24 protein-coding genes and 1 tRNA gene are annotated in these 20,882 nt (G+C 40.2%); 19 read left to right on the plus strand and 6 right to left on the minus strand.

The window, feature by feature from the left end; genetic code table 11:
* Positions 1–287 precede the first annotated feature (287 nt).
* Together ACTNB8_RS11735 and ACTNB8_RS11740 are read right to left on the minus strand one after the other, a co-directional pair.
* Positions 288–1,631: a hypothetical protein gene (locus tag ACTNB8_RS11735; RefSeq protein ID WP_441054874.1), complete on the minus strand. Its 1,344-nt coding sequence runs from the start codon at positions 1,629–1,631 to the stop codon at positions 288–290.
* Positions 1,632–1,635: 4 nt separating this feature from the next.
* A complete protein-coding gene (locus tag ACTNB8_RS11740; RefSeq protein ID WP_055066188.1) occupies positions 1,636–1,851 on the minus strand; it encodes a helix-turn-helix domain-containing protein in 216 nt (71 codons plus the stop codon).
* A gap of 296 nt (positions 1,852–2,147) precedes the next feature.
* Here ACTNB8_RS11740 and ACTNB8_RS11745 point away from each other — a divergent pair, with 296 nt between their 5' ends.
* From ACTNB8_RS11745 to ACTNB8_RS11760, 4 genes are all read left to right on the plus strand, one after another.
* Positions 2,148–2,471: a hypothetical protein gene (locus ACTNB8_RS11745; protein WP_118048735.1), complete on the plus strand. Its 324-nt coding sequence runs from the start codon at positions 2,148–2,150 to the stop codon at positions 2,469–2,471.
* Positions 2,472–2,700: 229 nt separating this feature from the next.
* The gene (locus ACTNB8_RS11750) at positions 2,701–2,994 is read left to right on the plus strand and encodes a hypothetical protein (RefSeq protein WP_441054877.1); all 294 of its coding nucleotides are present in this window, start codon (positions 2,701–2,703) and stop codon (positions 2,992–2,994) included.
* Positions 2,994–3,290 (plus strand): hypothetical protein, encoded by a 297-nt coding sequence (locus tag ACTNB8_RS11755; protein WP_441054879.1) that lies wholly within the window; start codon positions 2,994–2,996, stop codon positions 3,288–3,290. Before ACTNB8_RS11750 ends, ACTNB8_RS11755 begins: the two co-directional genes overlap by 1 nt.
* Positions 3,291–3,559: 269 nt before the next feature.
* Positions 3,560–4,708: a tyrosine-type recombinase/integrase gene (locus ACTNB8_RS11760; RefSeq protein WP_441054881.1), complete on the plus strand. Its 1,149-nt coding sequence runs from the start codon at positions 3,560–3,562 to the stop codon at positions 4,706–4,708.
* Positions 4,709–5,075: 367 nt separating this feature from the next.
* On the opposite strand, the gene ACTNB8_RS11765 is transcribed toward ACTNB8_RS11760, so the two are convergent.
* Entirely contained in the window at positions 5,076–6,785 is a 1,710-nt protein-coding gene (locus ACTNB8_RS11765; protein WP_441054883.1) for an ABC-ATPase domain-containing protein, read from the minus strand.
* A 241-nt stretch (positions 6,786–7,026) separates the two neighbouring features.
* Here ACTNB8_RS11765 and ACTNB8_RS11770 point away from each other — a divergent pair, with 241 nt between their 5' ends.
* The 5 genes from ACTNB8_RS11770 (at position 7,027) to ACTNB8_RS11790 (ending at position 12,671) form a co-directional block, all read left to right on the plus strand.
* Positions 7,027–8,418, plus strand: coding sequence for an aminopeptidase (locus ACTNB8_RS11770; protein WP_441054885.1), 1,392 nt, complete (start codon positions 7,027–7,029; stop codon positions 8,416–8,418).
* Between the two features lie 9 nt (positions 8,419–8,427).
* Complete coding sequence (locus ACTNB8_RS11775) at positions 8,428–9,147, plus strand: ABC transporter ATP-binding protein (RefSeq protein WP_441054887.1); 720 nt, start codon at positions 8,428–8,430, stop codon at positions 9,145–9,147.
* Complete coding sequence (locus ACTNB8_RS11780; RefSeq protein ID WP_441054890.1) at positions 9,144–10,946, plus strand: efflux RND transporter periplasmic adaptor subunit; 1,803 nt, start codon at positions 9,144–9,146, stop codon at positions 10,944–10,946. The genes ACTNB8_RS11775 and ACTNB8_RS11780 overlap by 4 nt, the downstream gene beginning before the upstream one ends.
* Positions 10,946–12,178 carry an ABC transporter permease gene (locus ACTNB8_RS11785; protein WP_441054892.1) on the plus strand — a complete coding sequence of 411 codons (1,233 nt, stop codon included), beginning with the start codon at positions 10,946–10,948 and terminating at the stop codon, positions 12,176–12,178. Before ACTNB8_RS11780 ends, ACTNB8_RS11785 begins: the two co-directional genes overlap by 1 nt.
* A 304-nt stretch (positions 12,179–12,482) precedes the next feature.
* Positions 12,483–12,671 (plus strand): hypothetical protein, encoded by a 189-nt coding sequence (locus tag ACTNB8_RS11790; protein WP_441054894.1) that lies wholly within the window; start codon positions 12,483–12,485, stop codon positions 12,669–12,671.
* 124 nt (positions 12,672–12,795) lie between these two features.
* On the opposite strand, the gene sdaAA is transcribed toward ACTNB8_RS11790, so the two are convergent.
* Together sdaAA and sdaAB are read right to left on the minus strand one after the other, a co-directional pair.
* Entirely contained in the window at positions 12,796–13,665 is an 870-nt protein-coding gene (gene sdaAA, locus ACTNB8_RS11795; RefSeq protein ID WP_441054896.1) for an L-serine ammonia-lyase, iron-sulfur-dependent, subunit alpha, read from the minus strand.
* Between the two features lie 18 nt (positions 13,666–13,683).
* Positions 13,684–14,352 (minus strand): L-serine ammonia-lyase, iron-sulfur-dependent subunit beta, encoded by a 669-nt coding sequence (sdaAB, locus tag ACTNB8_RS11800; protein WP_441054898.1) that lies wholly within the window; start codon positions 14,350–14,352, stop codon positions 13,684–13,686.
* Between the two features lie 225 nt (positions 14,353–14,577).
* On the opposite strand from sdaAB, the gene ACTNB8_RS11805 reads away from it, so the two are divergent.
* From ACTNB8_RS11805 to ACTNB8_RS11840, 8 genes are all read left to right on the plus strand, one after another.
* Positions 14,578–15,462, plus strand: coding sequence for a LysR family transcriptional regulator (locus ACTNB8_RS11805; RefSeq protein WP_441054900.1), 885 nt, complete (start codon positions 14,578–14,580; stop codon positions 15,460–15,462).
* A 93-nt stretch (positions 15,463–15,555) separates the two neighbouring features.
* Positions 15,556–15,629 (plus strand) — tRNA-Arg (locus tag ACTNB8_RS11810).
* A 292-nt stretch (positions 15,630–15,921) separates the two neighbouring features.
* Positions 15,922–16,422, plus strand: a complete 501-nt coding sequence (locus ACTNB8_RS11815; protein ID WP_441054903.1) for a nitroreductase family protein — start codon at positions 15,922–15,924, stop codon at positions 16,420–16,422.
* Positions 16,423–16,622: 200 nt separating this feature from the next.
* Positions 16,623–16,940: a PadR family transcriptional regulator gene (locus ACTNB8_RS11820; protein WP_441054905.1), complete on the plus strand. Its 318-nt coding sequence runs from the start codon at positions 16,623–16,625 to the stop codon at positions 16,938–16,940.
* Positions 16,937–17,170: a DUF2812 domain-containing protein gene (locus tag ACTNB8_RS11825; RefSeq protein ID WP_441054907.1), complete on the plus strand. Its 234-nt coding sequence runs from the start codon at positions 16,937–16,939 to the stop codon at positions 17,168–17,170. The genes ACTNB8_RS11820 and ACTNB8_RS11825 overlap by 4 nt, the downstream gene beginning before the upstream one ends.
* Positions 17,163–17,606: a hypothetical protein gene (locus ACTNB8_RS11830; RefSeq protein ID WP_441054909.1), complete on the plus strand. Its 444-nt coding sequence runs from the start codon at positions 17,163–17,165 to the stop codon at positions 17,604–17,606. Before ACTNB8_RS11825 ends, ACTNB8_RS11830 begins: the two co-directional genes overlap by 8 nt.
* Positions 17,607–17,691: 85 nt before the next feature.
* On the plus strand, positions 17,692–17,889 hold the full coding sequence (locus tag ACTNB8_RS11835; protein WP_441054911.1) for a hypothetical protein: 198 nt from the start codon (positions 17,692–17,694) through the stop codon (positions 17,887–17,889).
* Between the two features lie 34 nt (positions 17,890–17,923).
* Positions 17,924–18,247, plus strand: a complete 324-nt coding sequence (locus ACTNB8_RS11840; RefSeq protein WP_441054913.1) for an urease accessory protein UreD — start codon at positions 17,924–17,926, stop codon at positions 18,245–18,247.
* Here ACTNB8_RS11840 and ACTNB8_RS11845 read toward each other — a convergent pair.
* Entirely contained in the window at positions 18,244–18,615 is a 372-nt protein-coding gene (locus ACTNB8_RS11845) for a DUF3783 domain-containing protein (protein ID WP_441054915.1), read from the minus strand. The two genes, ACTNB8_RS11840 and ACTNB8_RS11845, sit on opposite strands and share 4 nt — an antisense overlap.
* Positions 18,616–18,867: 252 nt before the next feature.
* Here ACTNB8_RS11845 and ACTNB8_RS11850 point away from each other — a divergent pair, with 252 nt between their 5' ends.
* Positions 18,868–20,205, plus strand: coding sequence for a TrkH family potassium uptake protein (locus tag ACTNB8_RS11850; RefSeq protein ID WP_441054917.1), 1,338 nt, complete (start codon positions 18,868–18,870; stop codon positions 20,203–20,205).
* Between the two features lie 15 nt (positions 20,206–20,220).
* Positions 20,221–20,868: a potassium channel family protein gene (locus tag ACTNB8_RS11855; protein WP_441054920.1), complete on the plus strand. Its 648-nt coding sequence runs from the start codon at positions 20,221–20,223 to the stop codon at positions 20,866–20,868.
* The last annotated feature ends 14 nt before the right edge of the window (positions 20,869–20,882 follow it).

Raw genomic sequence — 20,882 nt, forward strand, 5'->3', positions numbered from 1 at the left:
CAAACGAATCCAGGCAAAAACAAAATGGATGCCTCCTGTAAAATACAGAGAAGCATCCATAATGTCCGCCTAACTTATAAATATGTGTCCAGAATTCTGGGTACATATCATCTTTACCAGAGAGCAGGGCGGCTATTTCTTATGTGTGTATGTAAGGATAGATACAATTAAGCTGGCTGTCGTCAGGATTATCATAAAAATCTCATAATCGCTCATAAGCATTCCCTCCTGTCAAGGCTCAGGATCAGGGAACCACAGCCGCTCTACTGGCTGCCTGGATAAATATACTATATTTGATTTCTACGCTGGGCTTCCTTGATTCGTTGCTGTATTAATTGAATGCTTAAGTCATCCCAATAATTGATGTATACAAGAGTTATATGATTTTCAATGCTGAGTTTAAGTTTCTGCCTGTCGCGCCATTGTTGTTTTTCAAAGCCATCTTTTCCACCGAAAAAATCAATAGGTTCAAAATGTTGCTTCCCCTGATATTCAAAAGCTAGATGAAGACTTGGTATAAAAACGTCATAACTCAATTGACTGTTTCCTTGTTTTAAGAAATCGGCACGATATTGATAGTAAACAGGCTTTTTAGGAAACATTTGGGTTATTAATTGAAACATAAGTTGCTCTGATTTCCATTTGTTTTCTGGAATTGAATATTCATATAAATCAATATCTGCATACATTCCCTTTTCAATGGATTTTAATAATTCTACATCATTATAAGATTTCATATATGCAGTGAGCCAGCAAAATGACATTCCTTTTTCTTCGATACCGAGTTTTCCATTTCCTAAATTTTTCTTTCTCCATGAAATATCAAAAGTACCATTCAAACGACCGGTTAAAACAGTATGCATATCGGAATTAAAAGTAAATAAATATTTTAATCCTGCCCAGGTATTGAAGCGTTTTGGGTTAGAACATGTAACGCAGGCAAACAAGAGATCTGAACCAATGTCATAAATTTTTTTTAAAGTTTGTTTCGCATTGGTATGACAAATTGCAATCCCATGATAAGGCTCTTCTTTAAGATCGAATAGTGCATAAGAATACGGAATTCCCTCCCATTTGTCGTATAAATCATTTATTTGTAGATTAGGAAACGCAGTATTAATTAGTTCATACTTACTTATGTGATATGGATTTGAATAGCCCAAAATACCATTAAATCCCCAGTAAGAGCACAAGGGGATTGTGCGAGTGTATTTTTTTATTCCGAAATCATAATGTCCAGCATCGAATATTTCTTCAACAACAAGTGAATTAGTAAATTCGATATTTATGGAAATATAAAGGATTAATGTATTTTCAATAATATATAACAATCCATAGTCCCAAACGTTAAAAACTTGATAATTACAATTTTCAAGAAGACTCTTTAATCCTAATATATACGATTCGAAAATTTGTTTGGTCTTTGTATCAGGAACCGGTGTTACTATTTGGTATAATCCGCGTCTGATGTCTTTATCTATCTCTGAATAATTAACAGGATTGATATAGTAATCGACTGATTTTCCGGAATTTACTATAGAAGACGGGACCAGAATATAAATAGGATCAGTATGCGGAATGCCCCATAATGGGAAATTAGTTTTTATAATTTGAGTATGAGAGTATTTCATGTTATTAATCGGTTACTTTATCCCCGTTAGGAAGAATAAACGAACTTTGATAGATACATCCTGCTGCTTCTGCTACTTTTTTGAGTTCTGCTGGAGTAAATCCCTCTCGCTTTAATTTTTGGTTAAATGCTTGAGGACTTGAACCATATAAGCGAGCAAGTTCAGATACGCTTATACCGAGTTTGACACATAATATTTTGACTTGTTCTGAAACTGCCATAATAATTCACCTCTAATATTTGATGTTTGATATATAAATAAATTATAAACGATAATATTTAAAAAGACAACATTAAAGTGGAAAAAAGAAATAAAACTATTTAAACAAAACTATTGACATTATAAACAGAAATGTTTATACTATAATCAGTTCAAGGGAATAGACAATAGCTGGGAGAGCCGAAAGCCCCCAATACTTCAAGCCATATACCTGTGAGAATCGCAATAGGGCATATCAATAGCCAGGAAGATGCTTGAAGGGCTGAGAGACCTTGAAAAGCAAAGGAGGACAGTAATATGAAGTACAATCTCAGCAAGATCATGTTGAAAGCATGGAAAGTTTACCGCAAGACAAAGAATATCAGCTTTGCAGAAGCACTTCACAGAGCATGGTTATCTGCAAAAGCAGAAGAAATCAATGCAAAGAGAATCGAAGATGCGAAACATGCAGCAGGAATCACAGAGGAAACCAATACCTTTGCTAAGTGGAAAGAGCTTGGTTATAAGGTAAAGCATGGAGCATCAGCATTATTCGGATGTTCTCTTATCTGGGGAAGCAGAGGAGACGGGGCAACATACAAAGCCAGTTTCTTTGGAAAGTCTCAGGTAGAAGCAATTTAATAAAAAAGCCCTTACCAGAGCGGCAACTCTGATAAAGGCAAAGCAACCCGACAAACGATCAAAATTGAGGGGCTGTGCGTATTATAACATACTCATTCCCCTCAGACAACAAAAGAAAGGAATGGACAGAATGATATCAGTAATGGACGTTCTTATGATTTTCTTTGGTGGGTTTATATCCGCAAAGGTATGTGACAGTATTCGTGAGTTAGAGAGAGGAGAATGAGAAATGAGCAAAAAAGAGAAGGCATTGAAGACACAGGAAAAAGTAGAAGTGATGCAGGCCGCAGGTGTTCCGGTACAGGAGACAGAAGAAGTAAGCACAGCTCTTGCAACAGAGATTATCGCAGATCTTAAGAAAGAACGTGACGATTTGCAGGAAAATCTTGATATATGTGCAGGACTGGCAGATAGATACATGTATCGCCAGGGAATTATTGAGTGTGCGTTGAAATTAAAAAATGAAAGATTACTGAGGTGTGCTTATGCGTACATGAAAAAATTAAGCGAGGGGGAAGAGTGATGAAGAAATGCACATTAACTCAGGTTCCTTGTAGAAAAGCAATAATGGACGTTGTCCAGGCTAACAAAGATAGAAGATCATTACAGCATACCTATGAGCTGGCAGAACTCTTTCGGATAGCTTGTTCCGGCAATGAAGCATTTATGGAATTATCAGAGGAAGATCAGGAGCGTTTCTGGCTGATTATAGATGCTTTAATGATGAATGATCTGGAAGACCTTAAGAGAGTGCATAACCTTGCTAATTATCTGATGGTAAAGCGGATTAAAGATAATGTGAAAGTGGCGGAGGCATAACATGGATTATAAAAAAGAAACTGTTGAGATACTGCAGAAAATAAATGACGATAGTTTGCTTGAATTCTTCTATAGATTCATTGCCAGAGTAATAAAAAATAGAGGATATTAATATGGACTATAAAAAGAAAATCATAGAGCTGTTAGAGAAAGCAGATCATGACCAAACATATACAATTTTCAGATTTGTTTGTAGCTTTCTGGGAATTAAATAAGACAATCAGGGGCGGCAACTGTTGCCCTATTACCATAGAAGGAAAGGTGATACCATGGCAAGAATCCCGTCAGGAATGCGCAAAAAGGAAAATGGCTTATTTGAAAAGCGTTTTACTGTAGAGGGAAAGAGGTACAGTGCTTACGGGCATACTATAAAGGAATGCACAGAGAGCGAAACTTCAATTCGTGAAATGATAAAAGCCGGATTGTATAACAATAATAAGAATGTAACTTTGGACACATATTTTAATGAGTGGGAGAAATCCAGACAGGGTATTGTAAAGGACAGTACTAATAAGATGGTCCGATCAAAATATGAAAATCACATCAAACCAGTACTTGGAAGAAAGAAGATCCAGAAGATTGAAAAACGCGAAATCGTGAAGCTCCAACAGGATTTATCAAAAGGACTGAGTGCGACAACGGTAAATGCTATTATCATTGTTTTAAAGTCCGTATTAACCGCTGCCGTTGATGATGAAATAATTGGAAAGAATCCTGCAATATCAGTAAAACCATTGAGAACAGATGATAGACCGAAAGCAAGCGAAACAATACATAGAGCATTAACAAGGGAAGAACAGAAAGCATTTATGCAGGAGGCACAATCTGAATGGTTGTATGAGTTCTTTTATTTTTCTTTATGTACTGGCATGAGAATTAACGAGATCACCGCATTGAGGTGGTCAGATATAGATTACGTGAACAACGTGATTCATGTAACCAAAACAATCTCATGGAAAGCCGGAGGGGGAGTCATGGAAACAACCCCGAAATCAAAGACCAGCAAACGGGACATTCCAATGAATGAGACGATTAAACAGGTATTGCAGAAGCAAAAAGAAAAGATTGCTATGGTGCATGGGGAAATATTCGCCAGAAAGCTGGATAGCAATGTTTTTATTGGCGCAAACGGGACCAGGGCGATTGCATCTGCTACAGTGGGATATTCTATAGACAATGTATTGAAACGGCTTCGGCAGCAGGGGATTATAATTGAGCGTTTCACGCATCATGCATTTAGAGACACATTCGCAACAAGGTATATTGAGGAAGGGGGCAATATGCAGACATTAAAGAATATACTAGGACATAACAGCCTTGCAATGACTGCCGATCTTTATTCTCATGTTCTTCCAGATACAAAACAACAGGAAATGAAGCAAATCGAAAATGCATTTACGGGGGTAGCAGTTTTATAACTGCTGCCTCATTTTTTTGATTAAAATAGTTTATTGGGGTAAAAAGTGGGGTAAAGCAGAAAACAGAGTCAGAAAGATGCCGTTAATTCAATATTCTTTGCTGTTTTTTAATAAATTTTATAAATATATTAGAAAAAAGACAAATTCTCCTCACATTTATATTGTATGATGTAATTGTCTTAAGGGAGAACCCCTTTAAGATAGCCGGTAGCACTTTAATGCCGGGAGAGTTACCGGAACTCTTTCCTTTCCCTAAAAATAAAAACAGAACACTGAGCTGCCGTCCACCTGGTAAGATCGCCAGACAGGGCGGCAGTTTTCTGTTATTTTTTATTATTTGAAAATTTTAATCGAGCTGCTTTTACAGCTATTGTCTGTAACGGTTGAGACAGGAATATATTTCCTGCATTCTTGGTATTGCATATCCACAGGATACCGTTCCATGTTCCAGAAAAGTGAAATTTTCATCTTTCAGTTTCTGAGCCAGTATGGATACTGTCTCTGAGACAGTACGATGTCCGTCAGCAAGATTTTCGAGAGTGTATTTCAGAAGAAGTGCAAGTGCAGCAGTCTGTTCTGTATCCGTCAGCTGTTCAATATAGCGGAGATCTACTTCCTGTCTGCCAATCAGAAAGCCGTCTTTTCCATGTACTTTGATTTTTAACTGCTCTGGTTTTCCATTGCCGTGTCCGTGGGTACGAATGGCTGGGGCATATTTTTTTATGATGCGTTTACTTTCGGGCAGGTGAAACTCAGGTGGCAGAACAGGATTAAGCGGATATCTGCTGCAGATGGATTTTACTTTTTCGGTAATGTCTACAGGGCGGTAGCTGTCCATCTGAATGACTGTATCTGCAATGTGAAAAAATGCACCTGAGCTTCCGGCAACAAGAATTGTTGAAATTCCGACCTTTTTGAAAAGGTCTTCTGCTCTTTCCAGGAATGGTGTGATCGGCTCTTTTTCCCTTGAAATTATTTCCTGCATAAATGAATCGCGTACCATAAAGTTAGTAGCAGAAGTATCCTCATCCAGAAGAAAAACTTTGCTTCCGGCTTCCATACCTTCAATAATTCCCGCAGCCTGAGATGTACTTCCACTGGCATCATCTGTAGAAAAACAATGAGTATCTTTTTGGTTCGGAAGATCGTTAATAAAGAGAGAAATATCTACATTTTTAATATAGCGTCCGTCTTCTGAACGGAGTTTCAGAGCACTTTCATCTGTGATCACATATTCTCGTCCATCGCCTGCAATATGATTATATACACCAAGTTCAAGAGCTGACAGAAGTGTGGATTTGCCATGGTAGCCCCCACCGACGATAAGAGTGATGCCCCGTGGAATGCCCATTCCGGTGACAGTACCTTTATGTGGAAGAGTAAGAGACACTCGAAGTGATTCCGGAGAGACGAAAGGTATGGAATTTTTCATGGGAAGAGAAGAAACACCACTTTCTCTTGGGAGAATGGAACCGTCAGCAGCAAAGGCAACAAGACCGAGTTCAGGAAGCTGTCTGCGGATACTGTCCTGATCTTCGGACAGAAAAATTGCCTGTTCCAGTTCTTTATAATTTATATTTTGGTAAAAAAGTGTCCGGGATACACACGAAGGGAGAAAATTAAACAAAATTTTCTCAAGTTCCGGTGCATTGATAGTTCGTCCATTGGCAGGAAAGCCGACAAAGAAACGCATGATAATCTCTTTATCAGTGATTTCACAGGCAGAGCGTTCCAGAACTTCCTGACCGCAGTGGCTGATTGAAATCAGGCCGCTTTTGCCGGATCCTTTTGCCTGAAAAGTAACACGGCAGAGCTGTTTTTCAAAGTTGCGGATAAGCTGGTCGCTGAGAGTGATACGTGAGATACTGTCCTTTAAACAGTACTCTGGAAAACCGGCGGTTTTATGTGAAACGTGAACGCTTACATGAGAAGGCGAAGCAAAAGGATCTCCCTGTACATGATCAATAGAAAAAAGATATCTGCCAAAATTGTAAATGCCTTTCAGTGATTTATAGGCGGGATAACTTTTTCGATGAATGGAATGTAACATATTCTGTAAATCAGCAGATGACTGCATAAAAAAACCTCCTGAAATATAAACTATAAATAATATCGGGTAAAAAATCATTTTCATTTTACGATACTTATTATAGATAGAAAAAAAGAAAAAAGGCAAGAAATTCTGCTTATATTCACGGAAATTGTGAAGAAATTCTTATTTTTTCTTAAGAATAGCGGGGAATGTAGATATTTTAAAAATATTGTCTTATAATGGTAACACTGAGAAAAACAGGAATAATTTAAACGAGGTGATATATATGGAAAGAAAGAATGCGTGGCTTTCTTACACGGAAGCAGATGAAGAAAAACTGGAAAGCCTGGCAAAGGAATACAGAACTTTTCTGGATGAAGCCAAAACAGAGCGTGAATGTGTGGAAGAACTGGTAAAAGAGGCTGAGGCTAATGGATATGTTTCCCTGGAGAAAAAACTGGAAGCAGGAGAGAAAATTCAGGCTGGAGATAAGATTTATGCAGTAGGAATGAAAAAAATCATGACACTGTTTCATATTGGAAAGGAACCAATGGAAAAAGGAATGAATATCCTTGGGGCGCATATTGATTCTCCACGTCTTGATGTAAAACAGAATCCTTTATATGAAGATACCGATCTGGCATATCTGGATACTCATTATTATGGCGGTGTGAAAAAATATCAGTGGGTTGCACTTCCACTTGCAATTCATGGTGTAATTGTCAAAAAAGACGGTACAGTCGTAAAGGTATCTGTAGGAGAAGAGGCAGATGACCCTGTAGTATATATCACAGACCTTCTGATTCATCTGGCAGGAAAACAGATGCAGAAAAAAGCAGCAGAAGTAATTGAAGGTGAAAATCTCGACATTCTTATTGGAAGCAGACCGCTGAAAGAAGAGAGTGACGAAAAGAAAAAGGAAGCTGTAAAATCCAATATACTTAGCATTCTGAAAGACAAATATGATGTAGAAGAGGAGGATTTCCTTTCAGCAGAACTTGAAATCGTACCTGCCGGTAAAGCCAGAGACTGTGGACTGGACAGAAGCATGGTGGCAGCCTATGGACAGGATGACAGAGTCTGCGCATACACCTCTTTTGCAGCTATGATGGAGATGGAAGCTCCGAAACGTACCAGCTGCTGTCTTCTTACAGATAAAGAAGAGATCGGAAGCGTTGGCGCAACAGGAATGCAGTCCAGATTTTTTGAAAATACAGTAGCAGAGCTTCTTGGGGGAATGGGAGATTATTCAGATCTGGCATTACGCAGGACACTGAAAAATTCCTTTATGCTTTCTTCTGATGTAAGTGCAGGATATGATCCAGCTTACGCGGAATGTTTTGAGAAAAAGAATGCAGCATATCTTGGAAGAGGTATTGTTCTTAATAAATTTACAGGTGCGAGAGGAAAATCCGGATCCAATGATGCAAATGCGGAATATGTGGCAAAAGTACGCAGAGTATTTGACGACAGCCAGGTTGCATTTCAGACGGCTGAGCTCGGCAAAGTAGATGTGGGTGGCGGCGGAACAATCGCATATATTGCAGCACTTTATGGTATGAATGTAATTGACAGCGGGGTTGCAGTGCTCAGTATGCATGCACCGTGGGAAGTAACAAGCAAGGCTGATATTTATGAGGCAAAGAAGGCATATAAGGCATTCCTTCTGAATGCATAAGAGGTGTTTATGGAAGACGCAGAAACATTGATCAGAGTGGAAGATCTCTGCAAAATATATAATCCCGGAGAAAATGAAGTGCGTGCGTTGGATCACGTCAGCCTGGAAATCAAAAAGGGTGAACTGGTGGCAATCATAGGACAGTCCGGTTCCGGGAAATCTACATTTATGAACATGCTGGGGTGTCTGGATGTGCCGACTTCCGGACAATATTTTCTGAATGGAACAGACGTGTCTGAAATGTCGGACAATGAATTATCGGAAGTACGTAACAGGGAAATTGGTTTTATTTTTCAGGGATTTAACCTGATTGCAAATCTCAATGCAATCGAGAATGTGGAACTTCCTCTGATCTACCGTGGAATAGACCGTAGGACGAGACATCAGCTGGCGATTGACTCGCTTAAGCTGGTGGGGCTTGAGAAGCGCATGGATCACAAACCAAGTGAAATGTCAGGCGGACAGCAGCAGAGGGTGGCAATCGCAAGAGCAATTGCCGCCCAGCCTCCGGTAATTCTTGCTGATGAGCCAACAGGGAATCTGGATTCAGCATCAAGCAGAGAAATTCTTGAAATTCTGAAAAAAATGCACAAAACAGGCAGAACTGTAATTTTGATCACGCATGATAATGGAATTGCAGCTCAGGCGAGAAGAGTTGTGCGTATTATGGATGGAAAGATTGAATCTGACACTATCAATGAGGATTTTGACTCTGAGGAGACAGCATGAAAAAGAAAAAATCCAAAAAGAAACTTGTTATCGGAATAGGGATTCTGGCGGTTGCTGTATGTGGTATAAAAATATACAGCGGCATGGGACAGAGCGAGCAGAGTATGCCACAGGTGGAAGTAGCAGAGGCCACAAGAGGAAACGTACAGCAGACGGTGGAAACCAGTGGTACTGTAGTCAGTGAAGAAGAGAAGACTTATTTTTCTCCTGTGAATGCAAAAGTTGATTCTGTTTCTTTCAAAGAAGGCGATACTGTCAAAGCAGGAACAAAACTGGTGAAATTTGACCAGAAAGATCTTGAGCGGGAAGAGAAAAAAGCGGATCTGAATGTAGAGTCCGGAAAACTGGACATGCAGAATTCAATCAATAAATCGGATCAGGCAGTTCAGAAACAGAAAAATGCACAGGGAAATGCAGCAACACTGAAACAGCAGGTAGCTGCTCAGCAGAGTTACATAGCAGGACTGAAGTCACAGATTGCACAGGCGAATGCCAGTGCACAGGCAAAAGCAGCGTCAGATGCTGCCAAAAAGGAAACAGAAGCCAAGGCAGCACAGGAGGCACAGGCCAAGGCAAGTGAGCAGGAGTATAATGCAGCTGTAGCAGCATATCAGAATACAACACTGCCAGATTATCAGAACAGGCTGAACCAGCTGAATGCAGAAGCAAATGAAGCACAGCAGGAATATAATGAGGCAGAAAATACATATCAGATGGCTTTTCAGACCTGGTCAGCAGATGCATCAGAAGAAAATGCAGATGAACTTACCAGTGCAGAACAGTCAAGGAGTGATGCTCAGATTGCGTACCAGACTGCAAAAACTGCCTATGAAGATTATAAAACACAGAAACCTGAACCGCCGGTACGATCTGATTATACTGGGACAACGGATGATTTTGTTTCGGACGGAACCAGAATAACTGCATCAGAGCAGACAACAACAGATGTTTCCACAACAGTCACAGCAGATACAACAGCTCTTGAAAATCAGCTGGAGCAGGCGAGTAACGATCTGGCAGAACTGCAGTCGAAACTGTCCTCAGAAGAAGCTGCGGCAGAAGCAGATCCGGGAGCATTGACAAAAGAAGAAAAAGAGAAAATGGAGATAACCAACAATCTGTCCGAACTGGATCAGATGTCAGCCAAGGAGCTGGTGCAGGCTGCTAAAAAAGGTATTTCGGCTGATTTTAACGGTGTGATATCCAAGGTATCCGTTGTGGAAGGTTCCACAACTGCACTGGGAACTGAACTTTTTACTTTACAGAATATGGATAATATAGATGTAAATGTGAATATTTCCAAATATGATTATGATAAAGTAAAAGAGGGGCAGAAAGCAGAAATCACACTGGCAGGAAAAACATACGAAGGTGAAGTTAAAAGTGTAAGTCATATAGCCACACAGAATGAAAAAGGTGCTTCGCTGATTTCAGCAGATGTAAAAATCCTGAATCCGGATGAGGATGTTTTTATTGGTGTAGATGCAAAAGTAACGATTCAGGCAGAGAAAGCAGATAATGTAATTGTACTTCCTGCGGAAGTTGTAAATATCGGAAAAGAGGGCTCTTTCTGTTATGTGCTTGAAAATGGTGTGATCACCAGAAGGGATATTACAACAGGAATCAGTTCTGATGATTATGTAGAAATCACAGACGGGCTTGCGGAAGGCGATGAAGTTATACGTGATTTGGGAAATCTGGAGGAGGGAATGACCGCAGAAGCTTCGACGGAACAGGATGACGTGGAAGCCGGAGCGCCAGAAAGTACAGATTCAGAATCAGCAGAAGAGGGTGCCTGATGAGCGGTTTATATGAATATATAAAAATGGCAGTTCAGAATATCCGGGCGAATAAAGGCCGTTCTTTTCTGACAATGCTTGGAATCATCATAGGTATAGCATCGGTTATAGCAATTGTTTCAATTGGCGAGGGTACCAAGAGTCAGATGAACAGTGAGATTGACGGTATTGGTGGTGGACAGATCTATATCAGCGTCAGCAATGATGCGATGACGGAATCTGAATATATTACGGCAGATGACGTACAGGCTATACGTGACCTGGATACTGTGGAAGGCGTCAGCACTTCGCAAAGCTATGATGGGGAAACTGTAACCGGAAAGGGAAATTTTTCCATTATGCTTACAGGGGAAGGTCCGGATGCGAAAATGATTAATAATTCCGAAATGAAATATGGAAGTTATTTTGGTGAAACTGAGATTGAGGAAGGCAGGAATGTCTGTGTAATCTCTGATGCAGATGCAAAGCGGCTTTTTGGAACAGATGATGTAGTTGGCATGAGTCTGGATATCACCTGTTATGATTCATCAAAGACATTTCGCATTATCGGAGTTACCACCCAGAAAGAGAACGGAACTTTTGTGAGTTATACTTATGACGGGATGCCTGTCACTGTAAATGTTCCATATTCTTCAATGGATGACCTGGTCGGAGCTACGGATGAATTCTATTCACTTACCGTTCAGGGAGATAAGTTGCTGAATTCACAGACTGTTGCAGATCAGGTTGTACATCTTCTGGAAAAACGCCATCAGAGTGCTGGAGATGATTATTTTCAGGTACAGAATTTTCAGGATGTGTTACAGTCCATGAATGAAATGCTGAATATGGTAACTGCGTTTATTTCGTTTGTAGCCGGAATCTCGCTTCTTGTAGGCGGAATTGGTGTTATGAATATCATGTTGGTTTCTGTTACAGAAAGAACGAGAGAAATTGGTATCCGCAAATCACTTGGGGCGAAAACATCCTCCATTATGTTTCAGTTTCTCGCAGAGGCAGCCATATTGACTGTTATGGGCGGGATGCTCGGTATCGTTCTGGGAATTGTTGCTGCCTATGGAATCTGCAATATTATGAGTGGAAGTATGGGAATGGATATTGCACCGGGAATCAGTCTGACAGTAATTATTGCGGCCACATTATTTTCATGCGCAGTCGGTATTTTCTTCGGAATTTATCCGGCAAAAAAAGCAGCGAAACTAAGCCCTATCGAGGCTTTGAGAAGAAACTGATCCATACTGTCTTATAAAATGAAAAGGGCTCTTCAATATCTGTATAAAGGATATCGAAGAGCCGTTTTTTATTTGATTTTTAATTTGTACTGATGTTTGCCGTTGGACCAGTATGTGGAAATATAAAGTACATCACCTTTTTTCAGGGAAATTTTGGAATAGCGGCTGTATAATTCTGAAGTAGGAGTAACTTTTTTACCTTTTTTCTGTCACAAAGGTATCACAGTTTTTTTTTTATAGTATTTCCTGTAAGCAACAGAGATAGAAAAAAGAAATCTTTTGAGATGAAAGGACTTGATTAATAATGAAACGTAAATACGCAGCAATGGTACTTGGACTGACACTTGCACTTACTTCAATGAATGTAGCCTATGCAGCAACAGATACAAAAACTGCTACAGAGGCAGCAGAAGATACAACAGAAGATAATATGACCACAGATACTTCAGTAGACAGTACAGCAACAACTGATTCAGCAGAAGAAAGCAAATAAAAACAGAGAATAACAATATTAATGCTATAAAAAATACCGGAGAGTATTTCAGACTGGTGAGACTGGAATATATCTTCGGTATTTTTATATGAAAGAAAGATTTGGTTTATATAATACACCATGACTAACTGCACATATGACATGCTTCGCAGGCAGAAGGGGTAGTAGCACAGCCTCCAAGTGCTGTCTCTCTGAGTTCTACCGGGATTTTTTTGCCTACAGCGTACATTGTGGCAATCATTTCATCAAGTGGTATCAGCTGAGTAACACCGGAAAGAGCCAGTTCAGCGGCAACAAGTGCAGTGGCAACGCCGGAAGCATTGCGGTTCTGACACGGATATTCAACAAGTCCGCCTACAGGGTCGCATACAAGACCAAGCATATTCATAAGAACAGTAGAAGCAGCATAAGTACATTGAAGAGCTGTACCACCCATGAGTTCTACAGCAGCAGAGGCAGCCATGGCAGAGGCAATTCCTGTTTCTGCCTGACATCCGCCAACAGCACCTGCGACGGTGGCATTTCGCATGGCAAGATAGCCGATCGCGCTGGCATTAAAAAGCGCTTTCTTGACCTGTGTATCAGAAAAATCATAGATTTTCTGAAGGGCGAGAAGTAAACCTGGAACAATTCCGGCAGATCCGGCAGTAGGGGAAGCTACGATCAGGCCCATGGAAGCGTTTGTCTCAAGTGTAGCCATTGCATATGTGACAGCTTTTTCAAGAAGATCTCCGCAGAGACTTTTGCAGGAAGCGTGATGCAGAGAGAGTTTTTCGGCTTCACCGCCAATCAGGCCACCCATAGATTTTACAGGATTCTGAATTGGCAAAAAGGCGGCATCTTTCATAATTTCAAGAACACGGGACATTTTTCTGTCAATAATCTCGGCGGTGGTTTCTCCTAGCTGGATCTCACGTTCTATCATAACTTCAGATATGGAAAGATTGTGTGTATTACAGAGATCCAGAAGTTCTTTTGCATTTTTAAAATCCATGATAAAATCTCCTTTCCGTTACATCTGAACAATCATGACATTGTGGATATGTGGATTCTGACTGATGGCAGAACTGATTTCTTCAGGAAGCTGTCCGTCAGATTCTACAATCGTGTATGCAATCTCACCTTTGGATTCACGGAAAAGTCTCATGAATGCAATGTTTACATTACGATCGCTGAGGCATTTTGTAATATAGGCAACGACTCCCGGAGTATCCTGATGGATTACGATAACTGCACTGTATTCACCGGAGAAATCTACAGGAACATGATTGATCTGGGAGATGCGGACTTTGCCACCGCCAAGGGATTCTCCACGCACCGTCATTTCCTGACTGTCGGTATTGACCATGTGTATGTCTACAGTATTGGGGTGAAGTTCCGTTTCGGTTTCATTCGGGATAAAATTGAATTCGAGACCTTTTTCACGTGCAATAGCAAAGGAATTGCGGATACGCATATCATCTGTACCGAATCCCATGATACCGCCGAGAAGTGCACGGTCGGTACCATGGCCTTTGTAGGTTCTGGCAAAAGATCCATAAAGGGTAAAATCAACTCTGCACAGAGGTCCGTTGATCATTTTCTGAGCGAGAAAACCAATACGGGCAGCACCTGCTGTGTGGGAACTGGAAGGACCGATCATGTTTGGGCCCATAACATCGAATGCACTGATAAATGACATAGTTTTTCTCCTGTATTTTGTTTGCTGTGAATGGTTATGTGTTCTGATATAGGTTTACATGTTAGGTTTAAAAGTATTCGTTGTAACTATCTGTCTGACTTGATTTATAGTATCAGTAATTTATTGTTGACGTTCTTTTAGCTGTATTGTATCATCGGGTTATAAATGAATCAAATTCATAGTTTTTATGATATTGTTGAATTTTTTTAATGGTATGGTGATGGTATGGAGATACGACAGCTACAGACATTTATACAGGCTGCACGATTTGAGAGTTTTTCAAAGGCAGCAGAAATGCTGGGTTATTCACAGTCAGCAGTAACGGTTCAGATACGACTTCTGGAGGAGGAACTTTGCTGTCGGCTTTTTGACCGTATGGGGCGAACAGTAAGTCTTACTGTACAGGGTGAACGTTTTCTGGAACATGCAAATCAGATTTTGTATGAAGTTAACCGGACGGTAAATGATATGAGTGCAGATCAGGAGTTGAGGAATCCTCTGCACATAGGCACTATAGAGTCATTGTGCAGTGCGAAGTTTCCTGGGCTTCTTAATCGGTTTCATGGAAAATATCCCAGGGTTAATATGAGAATTACGCTGGATTCGCCGGAAAAGCTCATCCGGATGATGGAACATAATGAACTTGATCTGATATATATTCTGGATACTCCACGTTGGAACAAGGACTGGATCAAAGTTCTTGAGGCTGCCGAGCCAATTGTTTTTGTATCATCGGTGAATTCGGAGTTTGTAGCTGGAAAAGATCTGAAACTGCAGGATATCCTGGGAGAACCTTTTTTTCTCACGGAAAAAAATGCGAATTACAGGCAGGCGCTGGATCAACATCTGGCACTGGAAGCACGTGCCCTGAAGCCAGTGCTTGAGATCAGTGATACAGAATTTATTATAAAAATGGTAGAAAGAAATGACGGGCTGTCATTTCTGCCTTATTTTGCGGTGGAGAAGTTTATTGCACAGAACCAGTTGGCTGTGCTTGATGTCACAGATATTAACATATCTATGTACAGGCAGATTTTTTATCATCGGAATAAATTCTGTACACGGGAAATGGAAGAATTTATACGCCTCGTGAAGGAATTTGAAAAATAAACAAAAAAATTTAATTTAGGTGTTGACAAATCAAATGCTTTGCAGTAAAATACATTTTGTTGTGAGCGACAAGTACTCACAAAGCAATAAAATGTGCGTTTAGCTCAGCTGGATAGAGCGTTTGGCTACGGACCAAAAGGTCGGGGGTTCGAATCCTCTAACGCACGTCATATAAAAAATGGGACAGGACATAAAGTCTTGTCCCATTTTTTATTCGAGTCCAGTCGGACTCGAACGGGTTCGATCTCTGCTCTGCTCCGGTCGTTGCTAAACGCGTGCCACCGGCACGCAGCAACCTCTAACGCACGCTTCGGCGAAAGGCTGGAAACCTCTATGCGGGTTCAGGGGCGGGGGTGAAGTGCTGGAAATTTTGGAAAATTAAGGGACAAGCAGAAGGCCAAAACGGAGGAAAGATGCTATAATAAATTTATCTAAATAATTCGTAAAGGAGCATGAAATATGAACAGTATTTTTCATAGAATCAGTGTAAGAAAATATGAAGACAGACCAGTAGAAAAGGAAAAAATCATGGAAATCCTGAGAGCGGGAATGCAGGCGCCAAGTGCATGTAATCAGCAGCCATGGGAATTTTATTTGGTGACGGATAAAGAAAAAATCCGGGAATTATCTAAAGTAACACCATATACTGGCTGTGCAGCTGAGGCACCGGTAGTTATCGTTCCTGTATACCATACAGAGGGACTTGCTGCACCATCTTTTGTACAGATTGATATGGCGATTGCACAGCAGAATATCTGGCTTGAAACAGATGCTCAGGGACTTGGAGGTGTATGGTTTGGCATTGCACCAGTGGAAGACCGAATGGAAGAAGTACATAAGCTTCTGGAACTTCCGGAAGATGTGAAGGTATTTTCCATGTTCGCGCTGGGATATCCGGCAGAGACAAGACCTCAGCAGGATCGATTTGTGCCTGAAAGAATACATTTCATAGAAAAATAAGAAACTGCCTTTAATAAATATAGAAGGATATAATTAAACGGAATAAAATGACTATCAGAGAAAATATATAAAGCCGGAGAATCAGTAAAATTTTAACTGATTTTCTGGCTTTTTGCATTTAAGTACATTGACAAATATATCATAGTGCGATATAAAAATAGTATCGAAGTATGATATATCGCACTGAAAGGAAAACGCTTATGGATACACATATAAAAAAGGTTTACGTTCCCATGACGGAGACAAGCTTTTATATATTATTATGTCTTCGTACCCCGAATCATGGGTACGGGATTGTACAAAAGGTAAAAGCACTGACGGATAATGAAGTAGTGCTTGGTCCGGGGACCATGTATGGAAGCCTGTCGAAGATGGAAAAGGATGGTCTGATTCATTTTATTCGGGAGGAAGACAAGAGAAAGATTTACGAGATTACAGAACTTGGCATGGAAGTTTTGGAACTTGAACTGAAGAGAATCCGCAGGCTGTATCGCAATGCACAGGAGGTAACACAATGAGTGAAATCAAGAAAGAAATGCACTGGTTTTCTATTATGGATTATGAAAAAGAGGGAAAATACCTGAGCAAAAGACATCTGGAAGGCTGGAAATTCAAAAATGTTACCTTTCCGGGCATTTATACATTTGAAAAATGTAAGTCAGAGAGTATGGTTTATCAGCTGGATTATAACCCGGAGGGATTAAAAAATCAAAGCGAATATGTAAGGATGTTTGAAGACTGTGGCTGATGAATATGATGTACAGGTTGCAATCCATACAGATACCTTAAATGAGGGTGGAGGTGTAGAGGATACTCTTGCAGCCATTGGTGGAATGATCACCGCATCAAAAATGGGAGATGCAAATGCATCTATTCCAACTATACAGCCAGTACTGTATCAGCCAATGTTTGCAGCTCATGGAAAAGCAAAAAATGAAGCCTGCCTGACCTTTGTATCACAGGCTGAAATGGATGAAAATGTAAAAGAAAAATATGGACTTGAAAAGACTGTAGTACCTGTAAAAAGGTGCCGTGATATCAGCAAAAAGGACATGGTATTTAATGACAGAACCCCGGAACCGACTGTAAATCCGGAAACATATAAAGTTACTGTTGATGGAGAAGAAATTACTTCCAAACCTGCTGAAAAGCTTCCACTTACACAGCTTTACAGCCTGTTTTAAACAGTTGACAGAAGAGGAGAATTTATTATGGTAGGAGTTTGTCTTTTGTTTGTGGGGATCGTGCTGATCAATAACGGAACTTGTTGTGGTAAATATCCCGCCATGTGAAGTAATACGTGTTGCACTGACTTCCGGTCACGAAAAAATGTCTGCCAAAGTCTGCTATGAAATCGGCAACAGACACGCACCTCTTTTCTGGGGAGATAATGATACTTTCATTACTATTTATAATGAGCTAATGCTTATTATGCTTCGAAAAATCCATTGGGAGAAATGCTCATGATGAGCGGTTTCAGTACCGAAGATTTTCTTCAAAAGTGTTAATTTACAGGGGAGAAAAACTAATTTATCGTGATAATACACGTTATGAGCCAGACAAGATGCCAATGGCTGGCATTGGAATGTATGAGGGATATACACATATGGCAAATCTCTTTCTATCTAAAATGGATAGCAGGGATAAGGAGCAATGTATACAGGAAGAAATCTGGCAGATAATTGACAAAGATTCTGAATTAGATGGTGGAGTTACTCAGCTGACAACTGGAGATCTGGCCGTGAGGATCTTTGGATATCGGGCGCAGAAACTGCAGCAGACAGCTGACATGATTAAAAAAACGTATGAAAAACAAAAGTACTAACGGTTGAAATGCATATGTTCTTTCAGCAATTCTTTATACAGGTTTTCGGCAGTCCAGAATATATTGTGCTGGGTGATAACTGCTTTTAATGGAACAGGCTGAGCTCCGGTCTGTTTGTAATTGTTCAGGAAAGTATCAAGCTGTGCAGAATCGGTTCCGGAGAAAACCATCATTTCCAGGGGAAATTCCGGACCGTCATACAGCTGGCTTTTCCTGGAAAATCCCTCAATTCCTGCGAGAGTACCAAGTTTCTGACTATAATCTTTTCGAGATATTTCTTTTACCTGAAATCCGGTTTTCTGAGCAGTAGAGCGAACTGTTTTTAACTTTTCTTTATCAAGTCTGAAGGCTAATATAATCTGTGCCATTTTGATCCCCTTTATCATAAAATTATAATTTGATTCTTTTAAATATAATAAAAGTTTTCTGAGAAAATAACAAGTATTATAGACCAGATTAAAAAGGGTCACAAATATTTGTTGGAAATCGGAACGAGTCTTTATACAATCTTAATATCGAAGCAGATAATCTTACACTATCTTTGAATTAAGATATATATAATAAAATACGAAGTTAAGGTAATACTATCAGAATCACCAACAAAGGAGCAAAAATTATTTATGCCGGAAAATTTACATAGAAGAAAACATCTGACATCGTTTCAGCTGATTATTCTGGGATTTGCAGGAGTAATCCTGGCAGGAGCATTCGTATTGATGCTGCCTGTTTCTTCAGCGGAGGGTGTTATAACTCCATTTAACGAAGCACTTTTTACATCGACTTCAGCAGTATGCGTGACGGGGCTGGTCGTGCAGGATACGGGCAGTTACTGGTCATTATTCGGGCAGACAGTTATTCTGGTTCTTATACAGACCGGAGGACTTGGCGTTGTGACGGTTGCATCATCAGTTGTCATGCTGGCCGGAAGAAAAATTTCACTCATGCAGAGAAGCACTATGCAGAATGCTATTTCCGCTCCTAAAGTAGGAGGAATTGTCAGACTGACCAGGTTTATTCTTAAAGGAACATTTCTGATCGAGTTTCTGGGTGCATTGATGCTGATGCCTGTGTTTTGCCGGGATTTTGGGTTAAAAGGAATCTGGATGTCTGTATTTCATTCTATATCGGCTTTCTGTAATGCAGGATTTGATATTCTCGGAACATCAGAACATAGATTTGTATCACTCACAGGTTATGCAGGAAATGTATGGCTTAACATAGTGATCATGCTGCTGATTATAATTGGCGGAATTGGTTTCCTTACATGGGAAGATGTTTATACGAACAAACTTAATTTTAAACGATATCGAATGCAGAGTAAGGTAATTCTTATAACCACGATGGTATTAATATTTTTACCTGCAGTTTTTTTCATGGTGTGTGATTTTGATTATGTGCCTGCCGGAAAACGGATTCTGGCATCTGTTTTTCAGTCTGTTACAACGAGAACAGCAGGATTTAATACAGAAGATCTGGCAATAATGACCGAAGCGGGAAAGGCAGTCATGATTTTTCTTATGCTGATCGGAGGCTCACCAAGCTCTACAGCAGGAGGCATGAAGACGACCACTTTTGCAGTGCTTATTCTGAACGCTTTTGCAACTTTCAGAAGTCAGGAGGATGCCGGAGCTTTTGGACGAAGAGTTGACGGACGGATCATAAAAAATGCTGCGACGATAGCTATGTTATATTTTATGCTGTTTTTCTTTGGAGGAATTACGATCAGTGTCTGTGAAGGCCTTCCTCTGCTGACCTGTCTGTATGAAGCAGCATCGGCTGTGGGAACGGTTGGTCTGACTCTCGGGATTACACCTGACCTTCACATTATATCAAAGCTGGTACTGATTGTACTTATGTATTTGGGAAGAGTCGGGGGTCTGACTTTGATTTATGCTGTATTTTCAGGAAGAAATACCAGTAATGCAAAGTTGCCATTGGAAAAAATAACTGTAGGATAAAGGAGAGAGAAAATTATGAAAAATGTTTTACTGATAGGACTTGGCAGGTTTGGCAAACATATCGCAAAACAGCTCAGCCAGATGGGACATGAGATTATGGCAGTAGATATCAATGAGGAAAGGGTGGATAAAATTCTGCCATTTGTTACGAATGCGCAGATCGGGGACAGTACAGATGCAGAATTTCTGAAGTCCCTTGGGATAGGAAATTATGATCTCTGTTTTGTGACAATTGGTGAGAGCTTTCAGAATTCACTTGAGACGACATCATTATTAAAGGAACTTGGGGCAAAATTTGTAATTTCACGTGCAGAACGTGATGTTCAGGAAAAATTCCTCTTACGTAACGGTGCAGATAAAGTGGTATATCCTGAAAAACAGGTTGCAAAATGGGCCTCCATACGTTACACAGATGACCATATTCTTGATTATATGGAAGTGGATGCGGCTCATGCGATTTTTGAAGTTGAAATACCAGATGAATGGATTGGAAAAACTGTCGGAGGACTTGAGATCAGGAGAAAATACAATATTAATATTCTGGCAATAAAAAATGAAGGAGAAGTCAGCGTGGCCATATCAGCAGACACTGTTCTGAGGTCGGACAGTACGCTTCTGGTGCTGGGGGATTACAGAGCAATTCGGAAATGTTTCCATATTTGACATTAAGGGGGATA

This window comes from Blautia sp. HCP28S3_G10, assembly GCF_052065235.1.
In the GTDB taxonomy this organism is placed as follows: Bacteria; Bacillota; Clostridia; order Lachnospirales; family Lachnospiraceae; genus Blautia_A.

Excerpts from the sequence above, each read along its gene's own strand:
- ACTNB8_RS11735 (WP_441054874.1), bottom strand. The coding sequence starts at position 1,631 with ATGAAATACTCTCATACTCAAATTATAAAAACTAATTTCCCATTATGG.
- ACTNB8_RS11740 (WP_055066188.1), bottom strand. The coding sequence starts at position 1,851 with ATGGCAGTTTCAGAACAAGTCAAAATATTATGTGTCAAACTCGGTATA.
- ACTNB8_RS11745 (WP_118048735.1), top strand. The coding sequence starts at position 2,148 with ATGAAGTACAATCTCAGCAAGATCATGTTGAAAGCATGGAAAGTTTAC.
- ACTNB8_RS11750 (WP_441054877.1), top strand. The coding sequence starts at position 2,701 with ATGAGCAAAAAAGAGAAGGCATTGAAGACACAGGAAAAAGTAGAAGTG.
- ACTNB8_RS11755 (WP_441054879.1), top strand. The coding sequence starts at position 2,994 with ATGAAGAAATGCACATTAACTCAGGTTCCTTGTAGAAAAGCAATAATG.
- ACTNB8_RS11760 (WP_441054881.1), top strand. The coding sequence starts at position 3,560 with ATGGCAAGAATCCCGTCAGGAATGCGCAAAAAGGAAAATGGCTTATTT.
- ACTNB8_RS11765 (WP_441054883.1), bottom strand. The coding sequence starts at position 6,785 with ATGCAGTCATCTGCTGATTTACAGAATATGTTACATTCCATTCATCGA.
- ACTNB8_RS11770 (WP_441054885.1), top strand. The coding sequence starts at position 7,027 with ATGGAAAGAAAGAATGCGTGGCTTTCTTACACGGAAGCAGATGAAGAA.
- ACTNB8_RS11775 (WP_441054887.1), top strand. The coding sequence starts at position 8,428 with ATGGAAGACGCAGAAACATTGATCAGAGTGGAAGATCTCTGCAAAATA.
- ACTNB8_RS11780 (WP_441054890.1), top strand. The coding sequence starts at position 9,144 with ATGAAAAAGAAAAAATCCAAAAAGAAACTTGTTATCGGAATAGGGATT.
- ACTNB8_RS11785 (WP_441054892.1), top strand. The coding sequence starts at position 10,946 with ATGAGCGGTTTATATGAATATATAAAAATGGCAGTTCAGAATATCCGG.
- ACTNB8_RS11790 (WP_441054894.1), top strand. The coding sequence starts at position 12,483 with ATGAAACGTAAATACGCAGCAATGGTACTTGGACTGACACTTGCACTT.
- sdaAA (WP_441054896.1), bottom strand. The coding sequence starts at position 13,665 with ATGGATTTTAAAAATGCAAAAGAACTTCTGGATCTCTGTAATACACAC.
- sdaAB (WP_441054898.1), bottom strand. The coding sequence starts at position 14,352 with ATGTCATTTATCAGTGCATTCGATGTTATGGGCCCAAACATGATCGGT.
- ACTNB8_RS11805 (WP_441054900.1), top strand. The coding sequence starts at position 14,578 with ATGGAGATACGACAGCTACAGACATTTATACAGGCTGCACGATTTGAG.
- ACTNB8_RS11815 (WP_441054903.1), top strand. The coding sequence starts at position 15,922 with ATGAACAGTATTTTTCATAGAATCAGTGTAAGAAAATATGAAGACAGA.
- ACTNB8_RS11820 (WP_441054905.1), top strand. The coding sequence starts at position 16,623 with ATGGATACACATATAAAAAAGGTTTACGTTCCCATGACGGAGACAAGC.
- ACTNB8_RS11825 (WP_441054907.1), top strand. The coding sequence starts at position 16,937 with ATGAGTGAAATCAAGAAAGAAATGCACTGGTTTTCTATTATGGATTAT.
- ACTNB8_RS11845 (WP_441054915.1), bottom strand. The coding sequence starts at position 18,615 with ATGGCACAGATTATATTAGCCTTCAGACTTGATAAAGAAAAGTTAAAA.
- ACTNB8_RS11850 (WP_441054917.1), top strand. The coding sequence starts at position 18,868 with ATGCCGGAAAATTTACATAGAAGAAAACATCTGACATCGTTTCAGCTG.
- ACTNB8_RS11855 (WP_441054920.1), top strand. The coding sequence starts at position 20,221 with ATGAAAAATGTTTTACTGATAGGACTTGGCAGGTTTGGCAAACATATC.